The sequence below is a fragment of the Pseudomonas marincola genome (genome assembly GCF_900682675.2).
In the GTDB taxonomy this organism is placed as follows: Bacteria; Pseudomonadota; Gammaproteobacteria; order Pseudomonadales; family Pseudomonadaceae; genus Aquipseudomonas; species Aquipseudomonas marincola.
This window is the reverse complement of the sequence record NZ_LR215729.2, coordinates 4,566,635-4,585,044: the sequence shown is the minus strand read 5'-3', so window position 1 is coordinate 4,585,044 and position 18,410 is coordinate 4,566,635. Positions and strand designations below refer to the sequence as shown.

The window sequence follows — 18,410 nt, the reverse complement described above, 5'->3', positions numbered from 1 at the left end:
TTAGTTTCATCCTGGGAGGGGTTTCCCTATCAGCCTTGCCCACTGTCGTGATTTTTCAAATCGTTGCGACAGCGAGCTTGAGAAATTGCCATATCTCAACCGGCTAAGTGATTACATTTCTGTCAGGTTGACCGCGAACTAGCAGTTGGCGTGATCGGCTGTTTTGGCTTTAGTACCAGCTACCGGCGACTCGTTTTTCTGTTGTTGGGCCAGTTGATAGGCTTCCATCGAGACCTTGCTGGCCTGTTCCATGCGCGCAAAAGTACGGTCAGCACCGCCTTCTGCCATTGCCAACGAAGACGCGGCAAGCGCGATAACCACGAACAGGGATTTAATTGATTTCATCTGGACAGTCCTCGATTTAGTTCAGTTAGCCTAGTGACCCTGATTGGGTCGCCATCAGGCATTGAGCTTCAGGCTCGAAGTAACCTTAACCAGAGTGCCCTGTCATAAACCTGAGCTGAACATTACAGTTCTGTCAGGTTGCTACTTCTTTCTTGTGGAGACTCTGCAGGGCTCTGTAGTGTCTGTTCATGCCTGCTAATGAAGCCTGTGCGGATTCGTTTTATGGCATGCCTGGCAGCGATGCCTAAGCTTCTTCGGGTCAGTGGCACTAAATAGTCCTGACCTCCACATAACCCTCAAGAGAGATTGCCACTATGTCGACCACAAATACCGTTGCTACCGGTGCCGCATTGGCACTCGTTGCCGCCAGCCTATTTGCCATCCTGCCTGCACAAGCGGCTCAGGATGCGAAAACTGCCGAAGTAAAATGCTTTGGTGTGAATGGCTGTAAAGGCCAAAACGATTGCATGACTGCAAAGAACGCCTGCAAAGGCCAGGGAGAATGTAAAGGTCAAGGCTTCAACTTGATGACCCAAGAAAAATGCGATGAGGCCGGCGGTAAAACCAGCGAGTAAGCCCATCCAAGGGAGTGCAAGTCACTCCCTTGACTCGGAGTTCTAATGAGTAAAAGCAACATGCTGGGCTTTGGCTTGGGCTTGCGTAGCGAGTACTACCAGCAGATTTTGGAGCAACGTCCCGCAGTCGACTGGTTCGAGATCATCTCCGAGAACTACATGGTCGGAGGGGGAAAAGCTCTCTACTTCCTCGATGCGATCAAAGAGCAATATCCGCTGGTTATGCACGGGGTTTCCCTGTCGATTGGCGGTCCTCATGAGATCGACGCTGACTACTTGCGGCAATTGAAAAATCTAGCCGACCGAGTTCAGCCCCGCTGGGTTGCTGATCATCTGTGTTGGAGCAGGGGCAGTGCTCACCAGCTGCATGATCTACTTCCACTGCCATTCACCCAAGAGAGCCTGCTGCATGTCGCATCAAGGGTTCGGCTGGTTCAAGATATATTGCAACGACCTCTTGTGCTTGAGAACGTGTCGGCCTACGTGCAGTGGAAAACGTCCTGCATGAGCGAGTCCCAGTTTCTGGCCGAGCTGAGTAGCCTGACGGGCTGCGAGATATTGCTCGATGTGAACAATGTCTACGTCAGTTCACGCAACCAGGGATTCGACCCTTGGCAATTCATCATGGAGCTGCCCCGTGAGCGGATTCGCCAGATCCACCTAGCCGGCCATAGCGACTACGGTCACTATCTTATCGACACCCACGATCAGCCGATTGCCGGTCCGGTTTGGGCCCTGTACGGCGAAGCGTTGAACTACCTGGGTGCTACTGCCACCCTGATTGAGCGAGATGATCATTTCCCGCCTTTTGACGAGCTCTTAGCTGAGTTGTCCAAGGCGCGCTCTATCTCCGCCAACGTTCTAGGGGCTGCCGCACCATGCGTCTGAGTGCTCAGCAGGAAGCGCTGGAGCGTTACCTGGCCACAGGCGATAGCGCGATCCCACCTGGGCTGTTGGAGCAGATCCAAGGTAGCAATACGCTGCCTGCCACAGATGGCCTGATGATTTACCACAACGCTTATCGCGCCAGGCTTCTTGGCGTCATGAGGGAAGACTTTCCAGCGTTACATCGCTGGATGGGTGACGAATCATTCGAACAGCTGGCGTTGGCTTACATCAGTGCGTGGCCGCCAAGACATTTCAGTTTGCGCTGGCTGGGTGAAAAGCTGCCAGAGTTCATCCGTGGTTATGTTGCCGAGCCACAGCGCTCTCCTATGCTGGAACTCGCCACACTTGAGTGGACCTTTACGCTGGCCTTCGACGCACCCGATGCAGTACCGCTGTCGCTGGATGTGATGGGTGGTTTTTCCGCCGATGACTGGGTCAGTCTACGGGCGTGTCTCATCCCCTCAGTTTGTTGGTTGCAGCTACAGCACAACACGGTGGATATGTGGAAGTCCGCCAAGGCAGAAATCGGTATTCCTGATGCTGTTGTTCTGTCTGCCCCCATGAACTGCCTGGTTTGGCGGCATAAGTTGGTGTGTCAGTACCGCACTCTAGAGCCAAGTGAAGCCTCGGCTTTGCGGTTGCTCACCGATGGAGGCTCGTTCGCTTCGATGTGTGAGTACCTGCTAAGTACGCATGGCGAACAGTCACCGTTGCAAGCTGCTATCTGGCTTAAAAGCTGGATCAGCGATGGGCTTCTGGTACGTACATGCCGAATAGGAACTTCGGACACAATTTTTCTGAATTGAGCTGATCGCTACGTTGCAAGGGGTATGGTCAACGACACAGCCAAGTTCATTTCAAGCACGTTGGTGGGTGTACTCTGGACAGCTGTATCGCCAGTGATAGCGTTTACGGTGGCGGCGTTATTGATGTCCACCGGTACTTCCGCTCTGATCCGGTTTCTCGAAAGTGAGCAACGTATTGCAACGAGTTCGCGGCTGGGCCAATGCCCTGAAACGGCAGGTGATGATGTTGTGGTTTAGTTACCGGCATCCGCAAACGCCATGGTTGCCGAAAGTGGTAGCGATCATCGTAGTCGCTTATGCCCTGAGCCCCATCGATCTAATTCCAGACTTCATTCCGATCCTTGGCTACCTGGACGATGTGATCTTGCTACCTTTGGGTATCTGGATAGTAATCAAGCTGATGCCTGCGGCTGTACTGGAGGAATGCCGGCAGCTGACCCTAGCGTGGGAAAAGACCCAGCAACCGCGTCCGGTAAGTCGAGTCGCAGCAATAGTGATCATTTTGCTCTGGTTGGCACTGTTGGCCGGACTCTGGAAGTTTTACACCCGCTACTGAGTCGGGGTTGCACTCCGACATTTGGGCTCATGAGTGAAACTACTTGATGTGTTGAGTGTGTAAAATCTTGGTGGTTTCCGACTAGTTCGCTGAGCGTTGAGGACATCAACGCCCAGCATTGCTGCGTGTTTTAAATAACTCGTTTGACGCTCAGGTATTCGCCCTTGGTCTTGAGCGTGATGGTCACGTCGCTGTTGCTGCGGTTGCGCCAGAACCAGCCGTGGGTGCCGTCGAAGATGGCGGTGAATTCACCTTTGTCGCCTTTAACCTGTTTACCCTTGCTGTAGCTGTGGAAGTAGCCATTCGGGCCGTTGTAGGGCTCACCGTGGGTATCGTGGTTGACCGGTACGCCATTTGTCGTCCACTCGTAGCTGATCGTGGCCTTGTCCAGCATTTCCAGCTTGATTTCACTAGCCTCGCCCGGCTTCAGCGTGACAGTCATCTCATCGGACTTCAGGGTTAGCTGAGGCTCTACTGCCGGTTCCGCCACGGCTGCTGCCGCAACTTGTTGTTGAGGTGCCGGCTGAGCAGGCACGGGGGCCTGTACGACTGGTGCCGTCGCTGGCTGAACAGCTGCATCCGTTGCCGCTTCTTCGGCCAGGGTTATTTTCAATTCGCCCATCTGGGTCAGGCCGAGCAAGCGGCCAGCTCCAGTTGGGTCGATGGCGTATTCCGATGGCATAACCACGGTGACCAGCAAGGCAGCGGCAACACTCACGGCGATCACGGTGGAGCGCAGCAGTTGGCGGCTGGTCGGCAATTCGCTGTAGGTTGGAAGCTTGGTATTGAACATGTTGAGAATTCCTTATTAAGACACGATCAGGCCGATGAGCTGGTAACCCATTAAGAGGAAACCGGCGCTCATCATGGCGACGTTGGCGGTGTAGGCATGACGCCAAAAGCTGGCGGTACGACGCCAGTAGCCCATAACAATCAGAATGGCACTCAGGGCCAGCAGCTGGCCAATCTCGACGCCGACGTTGAAGGCGATCAGGTTGGTGATCAGGCCATCTGCCGAGATCTCGTACTCCTGAATCTTGGTCGCCAGACCAAAGCCATGCAGCAAGCCGAATATCAGCGTGGCCGCTTTGGTGTTCGGCTGATGACCGAACCAGCGCTGGAACGCGCCCAGGTTATCCAATGCCTTGTACACCACCGAGAAACCGATGATGGCGTCGATCACGTATGAGCTAATGCTGATTTCCGCCAATACGCCGAGCAGCAGCGTCACCGTGTGGCCCACGGCGAACAGGGTGACGTAGAGCCCTACGTCTTTCAGGCGGTAGAGGAAGAAGATCACACCGAAGAGGAACAGCAGGTGATCGTAGCCGGTGATCATGTGCTTTGCGCCCATGTAGATGAACGGCAGCGCCATCACCCCCGAGCTTTCTTGGATAAAACCCTTGTCGCCCTCGGCAACAGCGTGGGCCAGTGCGTCAGGCATGCCGAGAAACAGCAATGCCGTGAACAGCAGCAACAGTAGTAACGAGCGATTCGGGCGCACGGTCGATGCGTCCATTGCGCTCATAAATAGCGAATGCATGGTTGAGTCCTAAATTGCAGTGGTCTTGGGCCGCACGGCGGCCAGTGTCAGAGCACGAATATGGGACGTGGTGGCCGTTCGATCAGAAAGATCGGGCTGGGGGGGATGGAGTAGCGAAGGGCTTCTATCGGCTGCGCACGATCTGGCTGTGTGGTGATACTCAGCAGCGTGGTCAGGTGCGGTGTTTCATGCAGATGGTCGGCGGTCTGAGGCGAGTGGCAGTGATCCCCGTACGCCGCACAGGCCAGCGCCTCGTCACCATGGGTATGCGAATGATCGGTGTCGCCACCATCCCAAGCCTGCTGGCTCGATCCCATAAACAGCGCAGAGGTATGTCCTGCCCAAGCCATCATGATGGCGAGAGCAAGGGCAAAAATCACCTTGGTGCTGACGGGGTGGCTGAGCATGTCGTGGTTCTTTCGATACCTAAGCGGGCGGCTTATCTGGAGAGGCTGTCGGTTTGACCGTATCCCCCCCAGGGGGATAGCATGCGAGCGTAATTCATTGATGCATGAGACTCAAGGCATGAGCGATCACGAACACGGCCACCAGCACCAAAGTCATAGCGATATCGTCAAAAGGTTGAAGCGAGCGGAGGGCCATCTGCGCAGCATCGTCACCATGATCGAAGATCATCGGGCCTGCGTCGATATCGCTCAGCAGCTGCATGCTGTTGAAAAAGCCGTCTGCCAGGCCAAGCGTGTGCTTATCCAAGATCACATTGACCACTGCCTGGAGCACACAGTCGAAGCACTCGCAACAGGCGAGCGCACATCTCTTGAAGACTTCAAGCAAATCACCAAGTACCTCTAGGTTCCTCTCATGTCGAGCTTCGCCGAACTGCTACAACAGGGGGCCTCGCAGGCCTGGCTGTACTTTCCCAGCGCTATCCTTCTAGGAGCCTTGCACGGTCTTGAACCGGGGCATTCAAAGACCATGATGGCAGCGTTCATCGTGGCCATTCGTGGTTCAGTGAAGCAAGCGGTGCTCCTGGGATTGGCCGCAACGCTCTCGCACACTGCGGTTGTGTGGGCTGTGGCAATGGCCGGCATGTACCTCGGTCAGAACCTGGACGCCGAAACCACCGAGCCGTATTTCCAGCTAGCCTCTGCCGCGATCATCATTGTCATCGCGGTGTGGATGCTTTGGCGTACCTGGCGGGGCGAGCAGATGTGGCGCTTCGAGGAAGGTGATGAGCATCCGCATGAACATCACGATGAAACGCACCGCATTGACACCGGGCACGGTCGTGTCGAGCTGTCGATCTTCGAAGAAAGCGTCCCGCCGCGCTGGCGATTGAGGAACCTGGCTGGCCATGACTGGCCAGCTGCTGAAGTGAGCCTGCTGACGACTCGCCCCGATGGGTTTGCCCAACAGTTTCGCTTTGCGGATCAGGGTGACTACCTAGAGTCACTGGACGAGATTCCCGAGCCTCATGAGTTCACCGCACGCCTGAGCCTGGGCCATGCCGGTCACTCCCACGACTATGACTTGGAGTTCCGCGAGCACAGCCACGGTCATGATAAAGCGCATACCGAGCGGGAGGGGCTGGAGCTGTCGCTAGAGGGCTATCAGGATGCCCATGAGCGCGCGCATGCCAATGACATCCGTACGCGCTTCAGCAACCGTAACGTCACCACTGGCCAGATCATCATGTTCGGCCTTACGGGCGGCCTGATTCCCTGTCCAGCAGCAATCACCGTGCTGCTGCTCTGCCTGCAAGTTAAGGAGGTCGCGCTCGGAGCCGTCTTGGTGCTGTGCTTCAGCATTGGTCTGGCCATTACCCTAGTCACTGTTGGTGCCGCCGCCGCTCTCGGCGCACGCCAAGCGTCCAATCGTTGGCCTTGGTTTGGCACCGTGGCGCGTCGGGCCCCGTACCTGTCCAGCCTGTTGATTATCGGCGTGGGGATTTACGTCGGCGTCCATGGTTGGAACGGCCTGAACGCCTAGCGTGATGTTGGAGTTATCCGGCTATGTCGGCCTGTTCCTCGCCGCCTTCGGTGCCGCCACGCTGCTACCCATGCAGTCGGAAGCGGTGCTGGTCGGATTGCTGCTGACTGACCGTTATACGGTCTGGACACTACTGGCGGTGGCGATAACGGGCAATGTATTGGGCTCCGTACTGAATTGGCTGCTGGGTCGGTCTATCGAACATTACCGGCACAAACGCTGGTTTCCAGTCAGCGAAAGCCGACTAGAAAAGACCCAGCAGGCTTATCACCGCTTCGGTCGTTGGTCGCTGCTGCTCAGCTGGGTGCCGATCATTGGTGATCCACTCACCGTTGTGGCGGGTGTCATGCGCGAACCCTTCTGGAGTTTTCTGTTGATTGTGACGCTGGCCAAGGCCGCCCGCTATCTGCTGCTGGCGGGCGTTACGCTGGGGTGGCTCGGATGAGCCCGCAAGGGCGCGACGCCAACCTGGATCTGATCAAGTGGCTGGCGATGCTGACCATGCTCTTGGATCACTTACGCTACCTCTGGCCACAGGCGGCTGATTGGCTATTCATAATTGGTCGGCTTGCCTTTCCGCTGTTCTGCCTGGGGATTGCAGCCAATGTCGCACGCCCTCGATCTGGGGGGGGTACACCGATGACAATGTTCGCTATCTGGGCTGGATGGCTGCGTTTTCGGTGATTTCTGAGCTGCCCTATCACCTGCTTTCCAGTGACAGCAGCACGCACAATGTAATGCCCTCACTGATGCTGGGCCTGCTTATCGTCTGGGGGGCGCATCACCGTGGGCGCGACGGTTTTGTCCTGGCTCTGGCCGGCGTAACCGTGGCTGTGCTGATTCAAGAGCGCCTGATGTATGGGGTTTTCGGCGCTCTGCTGCCGGCAGCATTGCTACTAGCTATTCAGCGTCCCGGCCCTGTGTGGCTATTGCCTGCTGCACTTTGCGTACTAGCCAACAGTCGCAGCCGATGGGTCGCGGAGTGGGAGGTGCAGCCCTATACGCTGCTAATCATGTTTACAGCGTTTGCCGCCCCCTTGCTTGGACTATGGCTGCTGCGTCGGGTGCGTCATTTCAGGGTTTGGCCGGTCAAGCGCTGGGGCTATTGGTTCTACCCCGGCCATCTAGCAGCTCTGCACCTGATCCGCTCGCTCAGTTAGTGATGATGCCTCTCTTCAGAAACCTTCTTGCGCAATGAAGGCCTTTTGCCATACCGTTAAAGCGTGACGTGTGTCACATATAACAAGAGACTGAAAAGGAGTTCCTCATGAAGAAGTTTTCTGCTGTCCTGATTGCTGCTGTTCTCGCTTTAACCTCCGTGGCAGCCCTTGCCCACAGCGGCGGTACGGATTCCAAAGGCTGTCATCGCAACCACAAAACGGGCGATTACCACTGCCATTAAGCATTTGCCAGTAGCGGCTAGCCGCCTTTCATCTGTGGCGGCCAGTTAACTTCCTTATTCGTCAGTCATGGTTTCTGATCCCTAGGATTAACGACTATTCACCAGGCGTGGTTTGTTCGATGTCGTACTGCTAATCGGCGTCTCGGTACGAGTTTCGGCGGTCATGGGGGCCCTGAATTGCTTGAGCCGGAGTGCATTCCCGAGCACGAAGACACTTGAGAAAGCCATCGCGGCAGCCGCAAAGATTGGCGAAAGCAGCGTGCCGTTCACCGGGTAGAGCGCGCCCGCTGCGACCGGAATCAGCACGGCGTTGTAGGCGAAGGCCCAGAACAGGTTCTGCTTGATGTTGCGGATCGTTGCCTGGCTGATCGCGATGGCGTTCGGCACGCCACGCAGGTCACCCGACATCAGTACTACGTCAGCTGCCTCGATCGCCACATCGGTTCCCGTCCCGATGGCCAGCCCAACGTCCGCTTCTGCGAGTGCCGGCGCGTCGTTGATACCGTCGCCCACGAAGGCGACCCGCGCGCCATTGGTCCGGAACTTCTTCAGTGCTGCGACCTTGCCGTCGGGCAAGACCTCGGCAGCGACTTCATCGATGCCGAGCTGCTTGGCGATCGCTGCGGCTGTAGCAGCGTTGTCACCGGTGATCATCGCGACTTTGAGCCCGAGCGCGTGCAGCGCCTTGATCGCCGCGGGCGTCGTTTCCTTGATCGGATCGGCGATCGCGATAACCGCCGCCAAGCGGCCGTCGATCGCGGCATAGAGCGGACTCTTGCCTTGCTCGCCAAGACGCTGGGCGGCTGGCAGGAAACTCGACACATCAAGACCGAGCTGCGTCATGAACCGGTCCGCGCCGACAGCGACGGTCCGACCGGCGACCTTTGCCGACACGCCGAAGCCTGGTGTCGCCTCGAAGCCCTCGATGGGTGCGAGCGCGAAATTCGCCTGCTTTGCGGCTGCGACAATCGCTTCTGCGATTGGATGCTCGGAGCGGGTTTCGACCGCAGCAACGAGAGTCAAGACCTCGTTGTATTCGAAGCCCTCGGCAGGGACGAGGTCAGTCAGTTCGGGGCGTCCTTTAGTCAGTGTGCCGGTCTTATCGAGAGCGATCACGCTCACATCGCGCAGCGCCTGCAAGGCTTCGCCCTTGCGGAAGAGAATGCCGAATTCGGCCGCGCGGCCAGTACCGACCATGATCGAGGTCGGCGTGGCCAGCCCCATGGCGCAAGGGCAGGCGATGATGAGAACCGCGACCGCATTCACGAGCGCGAAAGTCAGCGCCGGGTCTGGGCCGAAAATCAACCAGACCAGGAAGGTCAGCGCGGCCGCCGCCATCACCGCCGGGACGAACCACATAGTCACTTTGTCGACCAGCGCCTGTATCGGCAACTTGGAGCCCTGCGCTTCTTCGACGAGGCGGATGATCTGCGCGAGCATCGTGTTCGCGCCGACCTTGGTTACGCGGAAACTGAAAGCGCCCGTCTTGTTGATCGTACCGCCGACGACCTCGGCTCCCGCTCCCTTCGACACGGGCACCGGCTCGCCGGTGATCATGCTCTCGTCAACATAAGAGGTTCCGTCGACGACCTCGCCGTCGACCGGAACCTTCTCGCCCGGACGAACGAGCACGACGTCACCTGTCGTTACCTGATCGAGCGCAATTTCGATCGTCTCGCCGTTGCGCTCGACACGCGCGGTCTTGGCCTGCAGCCCGACGAGCCGCTTGATCGCCTGCGACGTTCGCCCCTTGGCGCGCGCCTCCAGCGTGCGCCCGAGCAGGATCAAGGTCACGATGACCACGGCAGCTTCGAAATAGACGTTGGCTGTACCTTGCGGGAGCACTTTGGGGATAAAGGTCGCGACCACCGAATAGCCGTAAGCAGCCGCAGTGCCGAGCGAGACCAGCGAGTTCATGTCGGGAGCAATGCGCAGCAACGCCGGTACGCCCTTGCGGAAGAAGCGCAGGCCCGGGCCGAACAGGACCAGGGTGGCAAGCGCGAACTGTATATACCAGCTCGTCTGCTGGCCCAGGACCCCCATCACCCAATGGTGCATGGCGGGAATGAGGTGAGAGCCCATCTCAAGGATGAAGACTGGCAGGGTGAGGATGGATGCAACAAGCAAATCGCGCCGCAGCGCCCTCGCCTCGCTCTCACGACGCTCGGCGTCCTGATCGCCCGCAGTCGGCGTTTCGGCAGACACGCGGCGGGACTTGTAACCCGCCTGTTCGACCGCCGCTTCAAGGTCGGCGATGGAGGCGACACCGGCAAGGTGGCGCACCCGCGCGCTCTCGGTCGCCAGGTTGACAGTGGCTTCAAGCACGCCAGGGACTTTTGCGAGCGCCTTCTCAACCCGGCCCACACATGATGCGCAGGTCATGTCCTCGATCGCGAGCTCGGTGGTCTCTTCGCGAACGGTGTAGCCGGCGCTCTCGATGGCGCGCACAGCGGCCTGCGAGTCGGCCAAGCCCGTGAAAGTGATGTCGGCGCGCTCGGTGGCCAGATTGGGCGAGGCCATCTGCACGCCGGTGACCTCTTTCAGCGCGCGTTCGACGCGGCCAACACACGAGGCACACGTCATGCCTTCGATAGGCAGACTCAGGCGAGTGACTGAGGGCATGGATGGATTGACGTCTTGTTGGGCAACGGAAGCCATTGAAATATCCCTTGAATGTTTCTGTTGAGGAGAAGTTTCAAGCTTCCCCGTGTGGGAAGGTCAAGGCCTGTGGGCGATTTAATTCACGGCGCGTCAGTTCGAACTGCCGTCGACACTGCCGCAGCCCGTATCTGCTTCTGGGCAGAGCCCGCACGCTAAGAACTTTTGGGTGACAGCTGCTTGGTCCACGCCTGTTCCGCATGCGCGCGCAGTTGTGCCGCTTTAGCTGTCGCGCAGTCGTGACGTTCAGCGCAGCCTAGAAAGAGCCGGTTAGCCCAATCCTGGCGACAAAAGACGAACGGTCATTGCTCAAATGTCAGAAGTGTAATCAAATATCTGACATTGATATGAGCCGAGCTTTCATATGCGATCGATCCCGCAAGCGATCTTGGAACGCAGCCAATCCCTAAGCGAAGGTGGGGTTCTTGCGCCCAAGGAGTTTCTTCATCTTGGAAGTCGTGCGGCGGTTGATCAGGCGTTTTGTCGCTTGGCTAAAGCCGGGCAACTGATGCGAATAGCGCGCGGTATTTACGTCGCGCCGGTGCGTGAAAAAGACCAGACCAGGGCACCGTCGGCAGAGTCATTGGCGAAATCAATCGCCGCTCAGGGTAAGCAGTGCATCTCGCTCGATGGCGCACAGGCCGCGAGATCAATGGGGTTGACGCTAGCTGCTTCTACTAAAGAGGTGTACCTGACCACAGGGCGCAGTAAGCGGTTGGTAGTCGGCTCCCGGACAATTTACTTCCAGCACGCTCCCTACTGGCTGTTCTCATTGGGGGCGACGCCAGCCGGGGATGCGCTCAGGGCGATGGCCTGGGTGGGTAAAGATCAGGCTGAAAATTCGGCCCAGAAACTTCGTCGACACTTAGCGGAAGTGGAGTGGGAAAGCCTGGGTTCGGTCCGTGCGAGCCTTCCCAGCTGGATGGCCACCGCCCTTGGCAGGGCCGCGATGTTAAATGAATTGCGTTGAACTCAGGCCAGACACTGATTGCTTGTGCGAATAAAAGTTGACGTATTCAAGGCCAGAAGCGGGTCTTAACGATTAAACTAACCCCTACGCAAAGGTAGAAACCATGGCTAGCGGCGAACAACTGAAAGCGCTTCTGCGCTCGCATATCAAGGGAGATGACACGCATTTCCTTGCCGTTGCTATGCAGATGGCGGCCCATGAGGCTAAGCAGGGTCACGGGAAGCTTGCAGAAGATTTGCGGGCTCTAATTGATTCGGCCAAGAAAAATCGTCTGCCTTCCGGTCAGCCGGTGCCCATCGGGCAGCCTCGCGGCGAGCTGAGTAACCTGCTGTCAGTAGCTCTTCCAAAGACCCGCTTTTCGGAAATGATTCTGGACGAGGCCACTCATGCCCGTCTTGGAAGAATCATCAATGAGCAGCGCAACTTCGAGAAGATTCGCGCACACGGCCTCTCCCCTCGCCGCAAGCTGCTTTTGGTTGGGCCACCTGGTACCGGCAAGACCATGACCGCCTCGGCGCTTGCCGGCGAGCTCGGGATTCCGCTCTACATCGTCCGCCTTGATAGCCTCATCACCAAGTACATGGGTGAGACCGCAGCCAAGCTGCGTCAGATTTTTGATGCCATTCGCGATACTCGCGGCATTTATTTTTTCGACGAATTCGATGCCATCGGTTCCCAGCGTGGTCTTGCCAACGACGTGGGCGAAATCCGTCGCGTCCTGAACAGCTTTCTGCAGATGATCGAGCAGGACCAATCCAATAGCCTGATCATCGCTGCCACCAATCACCCTGAAATTCTTGACTACGCCTTGTTCCGACGCTTCGATGATGTTATCGAATACGGACTGCCCAATCAGGAACAGACCAAGGCTGTGCTCAAGAATCGACTAGCGAACTTTTCCAAGTCGATTCGCAGCTGGGACAAACTCTGCAAGGTCGCAGAGGGGCTCAGCCATGCAGAACTTGCGAGGGCGGCAGACGACGCGATCAAGGACACGATCATTCATGACCGTACCGAGATGGCGGTCAAAGACGTGGAAAGGCACCTTGAAGAACGGAAGACTTTCCACGGGAGACGGCACTCCTAACGTAGTAGAGCATTTAGATGACGGAATCGATCAACGGACAACGGCCTCACTTTCATCTTCAGGGACAGGGACTACCCGAACGGTTCCGATCCACAGCATCAGCAACACGAGACCCTCGCTACCCCACGCCAAACCGAGGGGCTCATGGCGGAAAACTACTCGCTCAACTCCAACATGTCAGCGGTCAGATGGCCTCTGCAGTGCAGCTGCAGCGCGAAGCATCTGAAAGGCAAATGCGACAAGGAGACAGGTCTGAAGGTGGGTACGGCCTGCAAATCGAATTCCGCAGCGAGCCTGGTTACGCGCTTGCATTCGAAGGCCTTGCCCGAGGCGCTCAGCGCATTGAGCTCATGAACCTGCGTCATGACCCCGCCACGAATACTGACTTCGCCACGGTATTCGTTCCAGATGGTCAGCTCAAAGCCTTTGAGAACCTCGTCAGGCAATACCTGGAGGTGGAGACCTCCAAGGGGAGTCCGCGCAACGCTCCGCTCCTGAATCCAATCCAAGAAATCCGAGTCGCAGCTTTCAACGCCCTGTGGACTGATGATCCCGCAGTGTTGCCGCCAGATGAAAACGAAACCATTTGGTGGGAATTCTGGTTGCCTATCAGGGAAGGCCGTGAAGCAGTGCTAAATCGCTTTAAGTCGGTTGCCGAAGCATGTGGCTTTCATACATCCGAAAAAGAGCTGAAGTTTCCTGAGCGGACAGTGCTCAACGTTTATGCCTCGCGAGCAGCCATCACTCGGTCACTCTTGCTGCTCAATGAAGTCGCCGAGATTCGTAGAGCCAAGGACACCGCCGAATTTTTTGATGCCCTTGCGCCGCTAGAACAAAGAGAATGGGTAGAGAACCTGCTTGAGCGAACCACCCCCGCAGGGGGCGGCAGTATCCGCGTCTGCCTTCTAGATACCGGAGTCAATCGGGGCCACCCACTCTTAACTCAGCACATTGACGCGAATGACCTCTACACCGTCAACCACAACTGGGGTCTTGCGGATACTACGGGTCATGGCACACAGCTCGCAGGAATCGCCCTTTATGGTGATCTGTTTGACCCTCTCAACGGACAGAACCCGATTTCGATCGAGCATCGCCTTGAGTCGGTGAAATTGCTCCCCGCAGCCCAGGGAAATCAAAAGGAGCCCTACGGCGCTTTGATGATCGACGCCGTAACCCAGGCGGATACCGCCAAGCCGGAAGTGCGCAGGGTCTACAGCATGGCGATCACCAGCCTCGACGACCGAGATCGCGGCCGCCCCTCCGCATGGTCAGCTGCAGTTGATGAGCTCGCATCCGACGTGTTGGGAGAGAGAGCTAACCCTCGGCTTATCGTCGTGTCCGCCGGCAATGCGGACAAGAACCAGGCCACCCACTACCCGCATAACACCACCACCGACGGAATCCATGATCCGGCCCAGGCCTGGAATGCACTGTGCGTAGGCGCTTACACCCAGAAGGTCACTATCGACCCTCCCAACCCTGGATTGCGCCCGATCGCTGCCGCAGGCAGCCTCAGCCCATACAGCACGACTTCGGGGACCTGGAGCAACTCGGCTTGGCCCTTGAAACCCGATGTAGTGTTTGAAGGAGGTAACCTGGCCACAGACGGGCAACAAGCATACACCGAGCCCTGTCTTTCCCTGGTAACCACGGCACACGAACCAGAACAACGGCTTTTGACGACGACCAGCGCCACCAGCGCAGCATCCGCGCTAGCAGCTCGCATGGCAGCACAAGTATCGACGAACTACCCACAGTTCTGGCCCGAGACTGTACGAGCTTTAATCGTGCACTCAGCTGAGTGGCCTGATCGCATGCGGCAGGACTTCCTTGCTGCCGGTACCAAGGCCGGCTACGAAAATCTGGTCAAGCACTGCGGCTTTGGCGTGCCAGACCTAAATCGTGCCCTGTGGAGTGCTGGCGACTCCTTGACCATGATTGTCGAGGACCATCTCAGGCCGTTCATGAGGCAGGGCACCAAGCCGCCCACCGCGCGGGATATGCATCTTCATCTGCTTCCCTGGCCGCAGGAGGAACTGCTCAACTTAGGCAACATCGATGTGGAAATGCGAGTGACACTTTCCTACTTCGTAGAGCCAAACCCCGGTATAGCCGAACGCGGTATCAAGGGGCGTTATCGCTACGAGTCGCATGGCCTACGCTTCGATGTCAGCCGCCCAAACGAAGACCGTGACCAGTTCCGCCAGCGTATCAACAAGCGTGCACGGGATGAGGAAGAAGGTGGCTACCAGGGCGGCGGCTCAGATCCGAACTGGCTGCTCGGTACCCAGACACGGCATCGAGGCTCACTCCACTCGGATATCTGGCGAGGTACTGCAGCCGAACTGGCAGGACGGGGAATGCTTGGTATCTATCCCGCACTGGGGTGGTGGAAAACGCTTGTTAAGCAGCAGCGATATGACGACACCGTGAGGTACAGTCTGGTGGTGTCGATCAGGACTCCGCAAACGGAAGTTGACCTCTACGCGGCAGTGGAATCTCTGATCGAAGCACAGGCAGCGGTCCTGGTCTGAGATCAAGGGTTTCAAATGAGGCCATGGCCCTGAAGCCATGACCTCATCGCTCGCAAAAGCTCGGATTGAGGGTGTCAAAAGGAGTCGATCACAACCCAGTCGACTCTTACGGGCTGACCTGCGCGGTATAGCCCAGATCCTGAATCACCTTGCGGATAGATTCCGCGGGTTCTTGGCTGTCTACCGATACCTTACCGGCAGCACGGTCAATCTCCACTTTTGCGGTTTCATCTACCGCCTGAATTGCCTTTGTGATCTTGCTTACGCAACTGCCACAACCCATTCCTGATACCTGTAAAACGAACATAAATCACCTTGTTAGTTAGGCGGCAAAGATGCCGTAACCTGAGCATCGACCTTGACACGTTGGTAAGGTCAAGCCTGTTGTTTAGCGCCAGTAGATGTTCTTTCGGAGTTGATTGAATTCCGGTGCCTGCCAGCTGGCGTTAGATACATGCTCATTTCAGTCGATGCGGGTTTTCCGCAGTCTCAATGCGTTGAATACAACCGATGCTGAACTGATGCTCATAGCCAATGCCGCAATCATGGGCGACAGCAAGTGGCCAGTCAGGGGATAAAGCACCCCTGCTGCGAGTGGAATTCCCATGGCGTTATAGATGAAGGCAAAGGCTAGGTTCTGCCGCATGTTCTTTACCGTGGCCACGGACAATGTTCTTGCCCGTAAGATGCCCATCAGATCACCTTTGACCAGGGTCACCTGAGCACTGTTCATCGCCACATCTGTACCGGTTCCCATCGCAATACCCACATCGGCACGAGCCAGCGCGGGGGCGTCGTTGATACCATCGCCAGCCATGGCTACTCGGCGGCCATAGCTCTGCAGATCGGCAACCAACTTTTCCTTGTCCTGAGGTTTAACCTCGCCATGGACTTCTTCGATACCCAACTCCCTGGCAACAGCCCTTGCGGTTGTAAGCCCATCGCCAGTGGCCATGATGACTTTCACATCGAGCTCTTGAAGCCTGGTGACTGCTTGTTTGGAGGTCGGCTTGATCGGATCGGAGACAGCCAGAAGTCCTGCCAGGACACCATCCACCGCTAAGTAGACAATGCTGATGCCCTCCAGGCGGAGCTGCTCTGCACGGTTGCTCAGAGGGGTGGCATCTACTCCGGCGTCTTCCATCAACGCTGTATTACCCAATTGCAGCTGCCGACCTTCTACTTGGCCGCGCACACCGATGCCTGAGCCCGACTCGAAAGAGTCCGGCTTGGCCAACTCAATGCCCTGAGCGCGGGCGTAATCAACGATTGCATGGGCCAGCGGATGCTCACTGCCTTGATCAAGGCTTGCAGCCAATCGCAGCACCTCGTTCGGTTCGAACGGGCCGACACCTTCTGCGCTATGGAATACAGGCCGTCCCTCGGTCAGCGTGCCGGTCTTGTCGACGATCAGCGTATCGATCTTGCACAGGTTCTCTATGGCACTGGCATCGCGGAACAAGACGCCACTGGTGGCAGCCTTGCCGGTCGATACCATCACCGACATGGGGGTCGCCAGGCCCAGTGCACAGGGGCAGGCAATGATCAGTACTGCAACCGCGTTGATCAGGCCGAATACCCAGCCCGACTCCGGACCGAACAAGCCCCAGCCGAAGAACGTGAGGATCGCGGTAGCGATCACGCCAAGCACGAAGTAACCCGCTACCGCATCGGCCATACGCTGCATGGGTGCCTTGGAGCGCTGTGCTCTGGCGACCATTTGCACGATCTGGGACAACATGGTGTCGGCCCCTACCTTTTGCGCCTGCATGACCAGACTACCGTGGGTATTCATGGTTGCGCCGATCAGGGTATCGCCAACGCGCTTGGTCACCGGAAGCGGCTCGCCGGTCAGCATGGCCTCGTCAACGGCGCTTTCGCCTTCGAGAACGCTGCCGTCCACTGGGACTTTCTCGCCGGGGCGTACTCGCAGATGGTCGCCTAGGTGCACATGGGTCAACGGAATATCTTCTTCCTGGCCGTCAGGCTTGATGCGCCGCGCGGTTTTGGGAGCCAGACCCAATAGCGATTTGATAGCGGCTGAGGTTTGTGAGCGAGCCTTGAGTTCGAGCATCTGGCCCAATAATGTCAGGGAAATGATTACTGCCGCAGCTTCGAAGTAGACACCAATGCGCCCGTCTTGGAAGAAGGCTTGAGGGAATAGCTGTGGGGCCAGGGTCGCGGCAACGCTGTAGAGGTAGGCTGCCGAGGTACCCAGGCCAATGAGTGTCCACATATTTGGGCTGCGATGGCGGATCGAGTCGATGCCACGGGCAAAGAATACCCAGCCGCCCCAGAGGGTCACAGGCGTCGCCAAGGCAAGCTCAACCCAGTTCTGTGTTGCACCATGAAACAGCGTTAATGAGTGGCCGGCCATCGCCAAGACTGTCACGATGATCGTGAGAGGGAGCGTCCACCAGAAGCGCCGGGAGAAATCCTTGAGTTCTGAATTCTCCTCTTCCTCTAATTCCGGGATCACTGCCTCCAGGGTCATGCCGCAGATGGGGCAATTGCCAGGTTGTGGCTGACGTATTTCCGGATGCATCGGGCAGGTGTACTCCGCAGACCCAGAGGCTCTATGTGCGGTAAGCGGTGTTTCATGATGTATATGCTCATCATGCTGGGGACGGTTCACGTAGCGGGTAGGGTCTGCGCGAAACTTCTCCTGGCATTTCGCGCTGCAGAAGCGGTATGTCTGACCTTCGTGGCTGTCATTGAATGGGCTGTCTGGTTTGATGGCCATGCCGCACACCGGATCATGCTGACTCCCGTGTTGGTCTTCATGATGCTTGGAGTGCTGATGGTCGAGATGGTCCGGATTGGTGTGCATAAGGTTCACTTCCTGTTGTCATCCTTGGGGGTATCAGCATCACCTCGATGGGAGTGATCACCGTGGTTGTGACCGAATATGTGCATCAGCGGGCACAGCAACAGAATCAAATAAAGCAATACTTGAGGGAGGTGGTCAACGTGCTCGCGGGCCACATAAAACACGCCGATGACTGCCAACATAATTATCGCAATGCCAGTTTTTTCTTTCCAGAAAAACAGTTTTGAGTCTGAGTAGTGGGTGTGGTCCATGGCGCGATCCTC

Annotated in this window: 19 protein-coding genes and 1 pseudogene; 12 read left to right on the top strand and 8 right to left on the bottom strand. The window is 57.2% G+C overall.

Annotation, left to right across the window (positions count from 1 at the left end; genetic code table 11):
• Positions 1 to 138 precede the first annotated feature (138 nt).
• The gene (locus PMYSY11_RS21020) at positions 139 to 345 is read right to left on the bottom strand and encodes a co-regulatory protein PtrA N-terminal domain-containing protein (RefSeq protein WP_010490674.1); all 207 of its coding nucleotides are present in this window, start codon (positions 343 to 345) and stop codon (positions 139 to 141) included.
• Positions 346 to 659: 314 nt separating this feature from the next.
• Between PMYSY11_RS21020 and bufA2 the strand changes: the two genes are divergently transcribed.
• From bufA2 to PMYSY11_RS21000, 4 genes are all read left to right on the top strand, one after another.
• A complete protein-coding gene (gene bufA2 / locus PMYSY11_RS21015) occupies positions 660 to 920 on the top strand; it encodes a BufA2 family periplasmic bufferin-type metallophore (protein ID WP_069899911.1) in 261 nt (86 codons plus the stop codon).
• A gap of 45 nt (positions 921 to 965) precedes the next feature.
• On the top strand, positions 966 to 1,808 hold the full coding sequence (bufB, locus tag PMYSY11_RS21010; RefSeq protein WP_010490679.1) for an MNIO family bufferin maturase: 843 nt from the start codon (positions 966 to 968) through the stop codon (positions 1,806 to 1,808).
• Positions 1,799 to 2,614: an HvfC/BufC N-terminal domain-containing protein gene (locus PMYSY11_RS21005; RefSeq protein ID WP_069899910.1), complete on the top strand. Its 816-nt coding sequence runs from the start codon at positions 1,799 to 1,801 to the stop codon at positions 2,612 to 2,614. The genes bufB and PMYSY11_RS21005 overlap by 10 nt, the downstream gene beginning before the upstream one ends.
• Before the next feature lie 163 nt (positions 2,615 to 2,777).
• Entirely contained in the window at positions 2,778 to 3,170 is a 393-nt protein-coding gene (locus PMYSY11_RS21000; RefSeq protein WP_069899909.1) for a YkvA family protein, read from the top strand.
• Positions 3,171 to 3,300: 130 nt separating this feature from the next.
• On the opposite strand, the gene PMYSY11_RS20995 is transcribed toward PMYSY11_RS21000, so the two are convergent.
• From PMYSY11_RS20995 to PMYSY11_RS20985, 3 genes are read right to left on the bottom strand one after another with little or no spacing between them, the layout of a single operon-like run.
• A complete protein-coding gene (locus PMYSY11_RS20995; protein WP_069899908.1) occupies positions 3,301 to 3,963 on the bottom strand; it encodes a transmembrane anchor protein in 663 nt (220 codons plus the stop codon).
• Positions 3,964 to 3,978: 15 nt separating this feature from the next.
• The gene (locus PMYSY11_RS20990; protein ID WP_069899907.1) at positions 3,979 to 4,713 is read right to left on the bottom strand and encodes a HupE/UreJ family protein; all 735 of its coding nucleotides are present in this window, start codon (positions 4,711 to 4,713) and stop codon (positions 3,979 to 3,981) included.
• A gap of 47 nt (positions 4,714 to 4,760) precedes the next feature.
• Positions 4,761 to 5,120, bottom strand: coding sequence for a hypothetical protein (locus PMYSY11_RS20985; protein WP_010490690.1), 360 nt, complete (start codon positions 5,118 to 5,120; stop codon positions 4,761 to 4,763).
• A 118-nt stretch (positions 5,121 to 5,238) separates the two neighbouring features.
• Here PMYSY11_RS20985 and mreA point away from each other — a divergent pair, with 118 nt between their 5' ends.
• The 5 genes and pseudogenes from mreA to PMYSY11_RS20960 all read left to right on the top strand — a co-directional run bounded on the left by mreA (position 5,239) and on the right by PMYSY11_RS20960 (position 8,065).
• On the top strand, positions 5,239 to 5,526 hold the full coding sequence (mreA, locus tag PMYSY11_RS20980; protein WP_075723354.1) for a metal-sensing transcriptional repressor MreA: 288 nt from the start codon (positions 5,239 to 5,241) through the stop codon (positions 5,524 to 5,526).
• A gap of 9 nt (positions 5,527 to 5,535) precedes the next feature.
• Positions 5,536 to 6,663, top strand: a complete 1,128-nt coding sequence (locus PMYSY11_RS20975) for a nickel/cobalt efflux transporter (protein WP_069899905.1) — start codon at positions 5,536 to 5,538, stop codon at positions 6,661 to 6,663.
• A 4-nt stretch (positions 6,664 to 6,667) separates the two neighbouring features.
• Positions 6,668 to 7,108: a YqaA family protein gene (locus PMYSY11_RS20970; protein WP_010490696.1), complete on the top strand. Its 441-nt coding sequence runs from the start codon at positions 6,668 to 6,670 to the stop codon at positions 7,106 to 7,108.
• Positions 7,105 to 7,823, top strand: a pseudogene (locus tag PMYSY11_RS20965) (TraX family protein). Before PMYSY11_RS20970 ends, PMYSY11_RS20965 begins: the two are co-directional and overlap by 4 nt.
• A gap of 107 nt (positions 7,824 to 7,930) precedes the next feature.
• Entirely contained in the window at positions 7,931 to 8,065 is a 135-nt protein-coding gene (locus PMYSY11_RS20960) for a YHYH domain-containing protein (RefSeq protein WP_010490700.1), read from the top strand.
• Positions 8,066 to 8,152: 87 nt separating this feature from the next.
• Here PMYSY11_RS20960 and PMYSY11_RS20955 read toward each other — a convergent pair whose 3' ends face one another.
• Positions 8,153 to 10,723 (bottom strand): heavy metal translocating P-type ATPase, encoded by a 2,571-nt coding sequence (locus PMYSY11_RS20955; RefSeq protein ID WP_069899904.1) that lies wholly within the window; start codon positions 10,721 to 10,723, stop codon positions 8,153 to 8,155.
• Positions 10,724 to 11,087: 364 nt separating this feature from the next.
• On the opposite strand from PMYSY11_RS20955, the gene PMYSY11_RS20950 reads away from it, so the two are divergent.
• The 3 genes from PMYSY11_RS20950 to PMYSY11_RS20940 all read left to right on the top strand — a co-directional run bounded on the left by PMYSY11_RS20950 (position 11,088) and on the right by PMYSY11_RS20940 (position 15,317).
• The gene (locus PMYSY11_RS20950) at positions 11,088 to 11,693 is read left to right on the top strand and encodes a DUF6088 family protein (protein ID WP_010490704.1); all 606 of its coding nucleotides are present in this window, start codon (positions 11,088 to 11,090) and stop codon (positions 11,691 to 11,693) included.
• Between the two features lie 103 nt (positions 11,694 to 11,796).
• Complete coding sequence (locus PMYSY11_RS20945; RefSeq protein WP_010490707.1) at positions 11,797 to 12,780, top strand: AAA family ATPase; 984 nt, start codon at positions 11,797 to 11,799, stop codon at positions 12,778 to 12,780.
• Between the two features lie 188 nt (positions 12,781 to 12,968).
• A complete protein-coding gene (locus PMYSY11_RS20940) occupies positions 12,969 to 15,317 on the top strand; it encodes a S8 family peptidase (RefSeq protein ID WP_010490708.1) in 2,349 nt (782 codons plus the stop codon).
• Positions 15,318 to 15,423: 106 nt separating this feature from the next.
• On the opposite strand, the gene PMYSY11_RS20935 is transcribed toward PMYSY11_RS20940, so the two are convergent.
• From PMYSY11_RS20935 to PMYSY11_RS20925, 3 genes are all read right to left on the bottom strand, one after another.
• Positions 15,424 to 15,624: a heavy-metal-associated domain-containing protein gene (locus tag PMYSY11_RS20935; RefSeq protein ID WP_029529721.1), complete on the bottom strand. Its 201-nt coding sequence runs from the start codon at positions 15,622 to 15,624 to the stop codon at positions 15,424 to 15,426.
• Positions 15,625 to 15,780: 156 nt separating this feature from the next.
• Positions 15,781 to 18,147, bottom strand: coding sequence for a heavy metal translocating P-type ATPase (locus PMYSY11_RS20930; protein ID WP_079235564.1), 2,367 nt, complete (start codon positions 18,145 to 18,147; stop codon positions 15,781 to 15,783).
• A 5-nt stretch (positions 18,148 to 18,152) separates the two neighbouring features.
• Positions 18,153 to 18,398, bottom strand: a complete 246-nt coding sequence (locus PMYSY11_RS20925) for a DUF2933 domain-containing protein (RefSeq protein WP_069899903.1) — start codon at positions 18,396 to 18,398, stop codon at positions 18,153 to 18,155.
• Positions 18,399 to 18,410 lie beyond the last annotated feature (12 nt).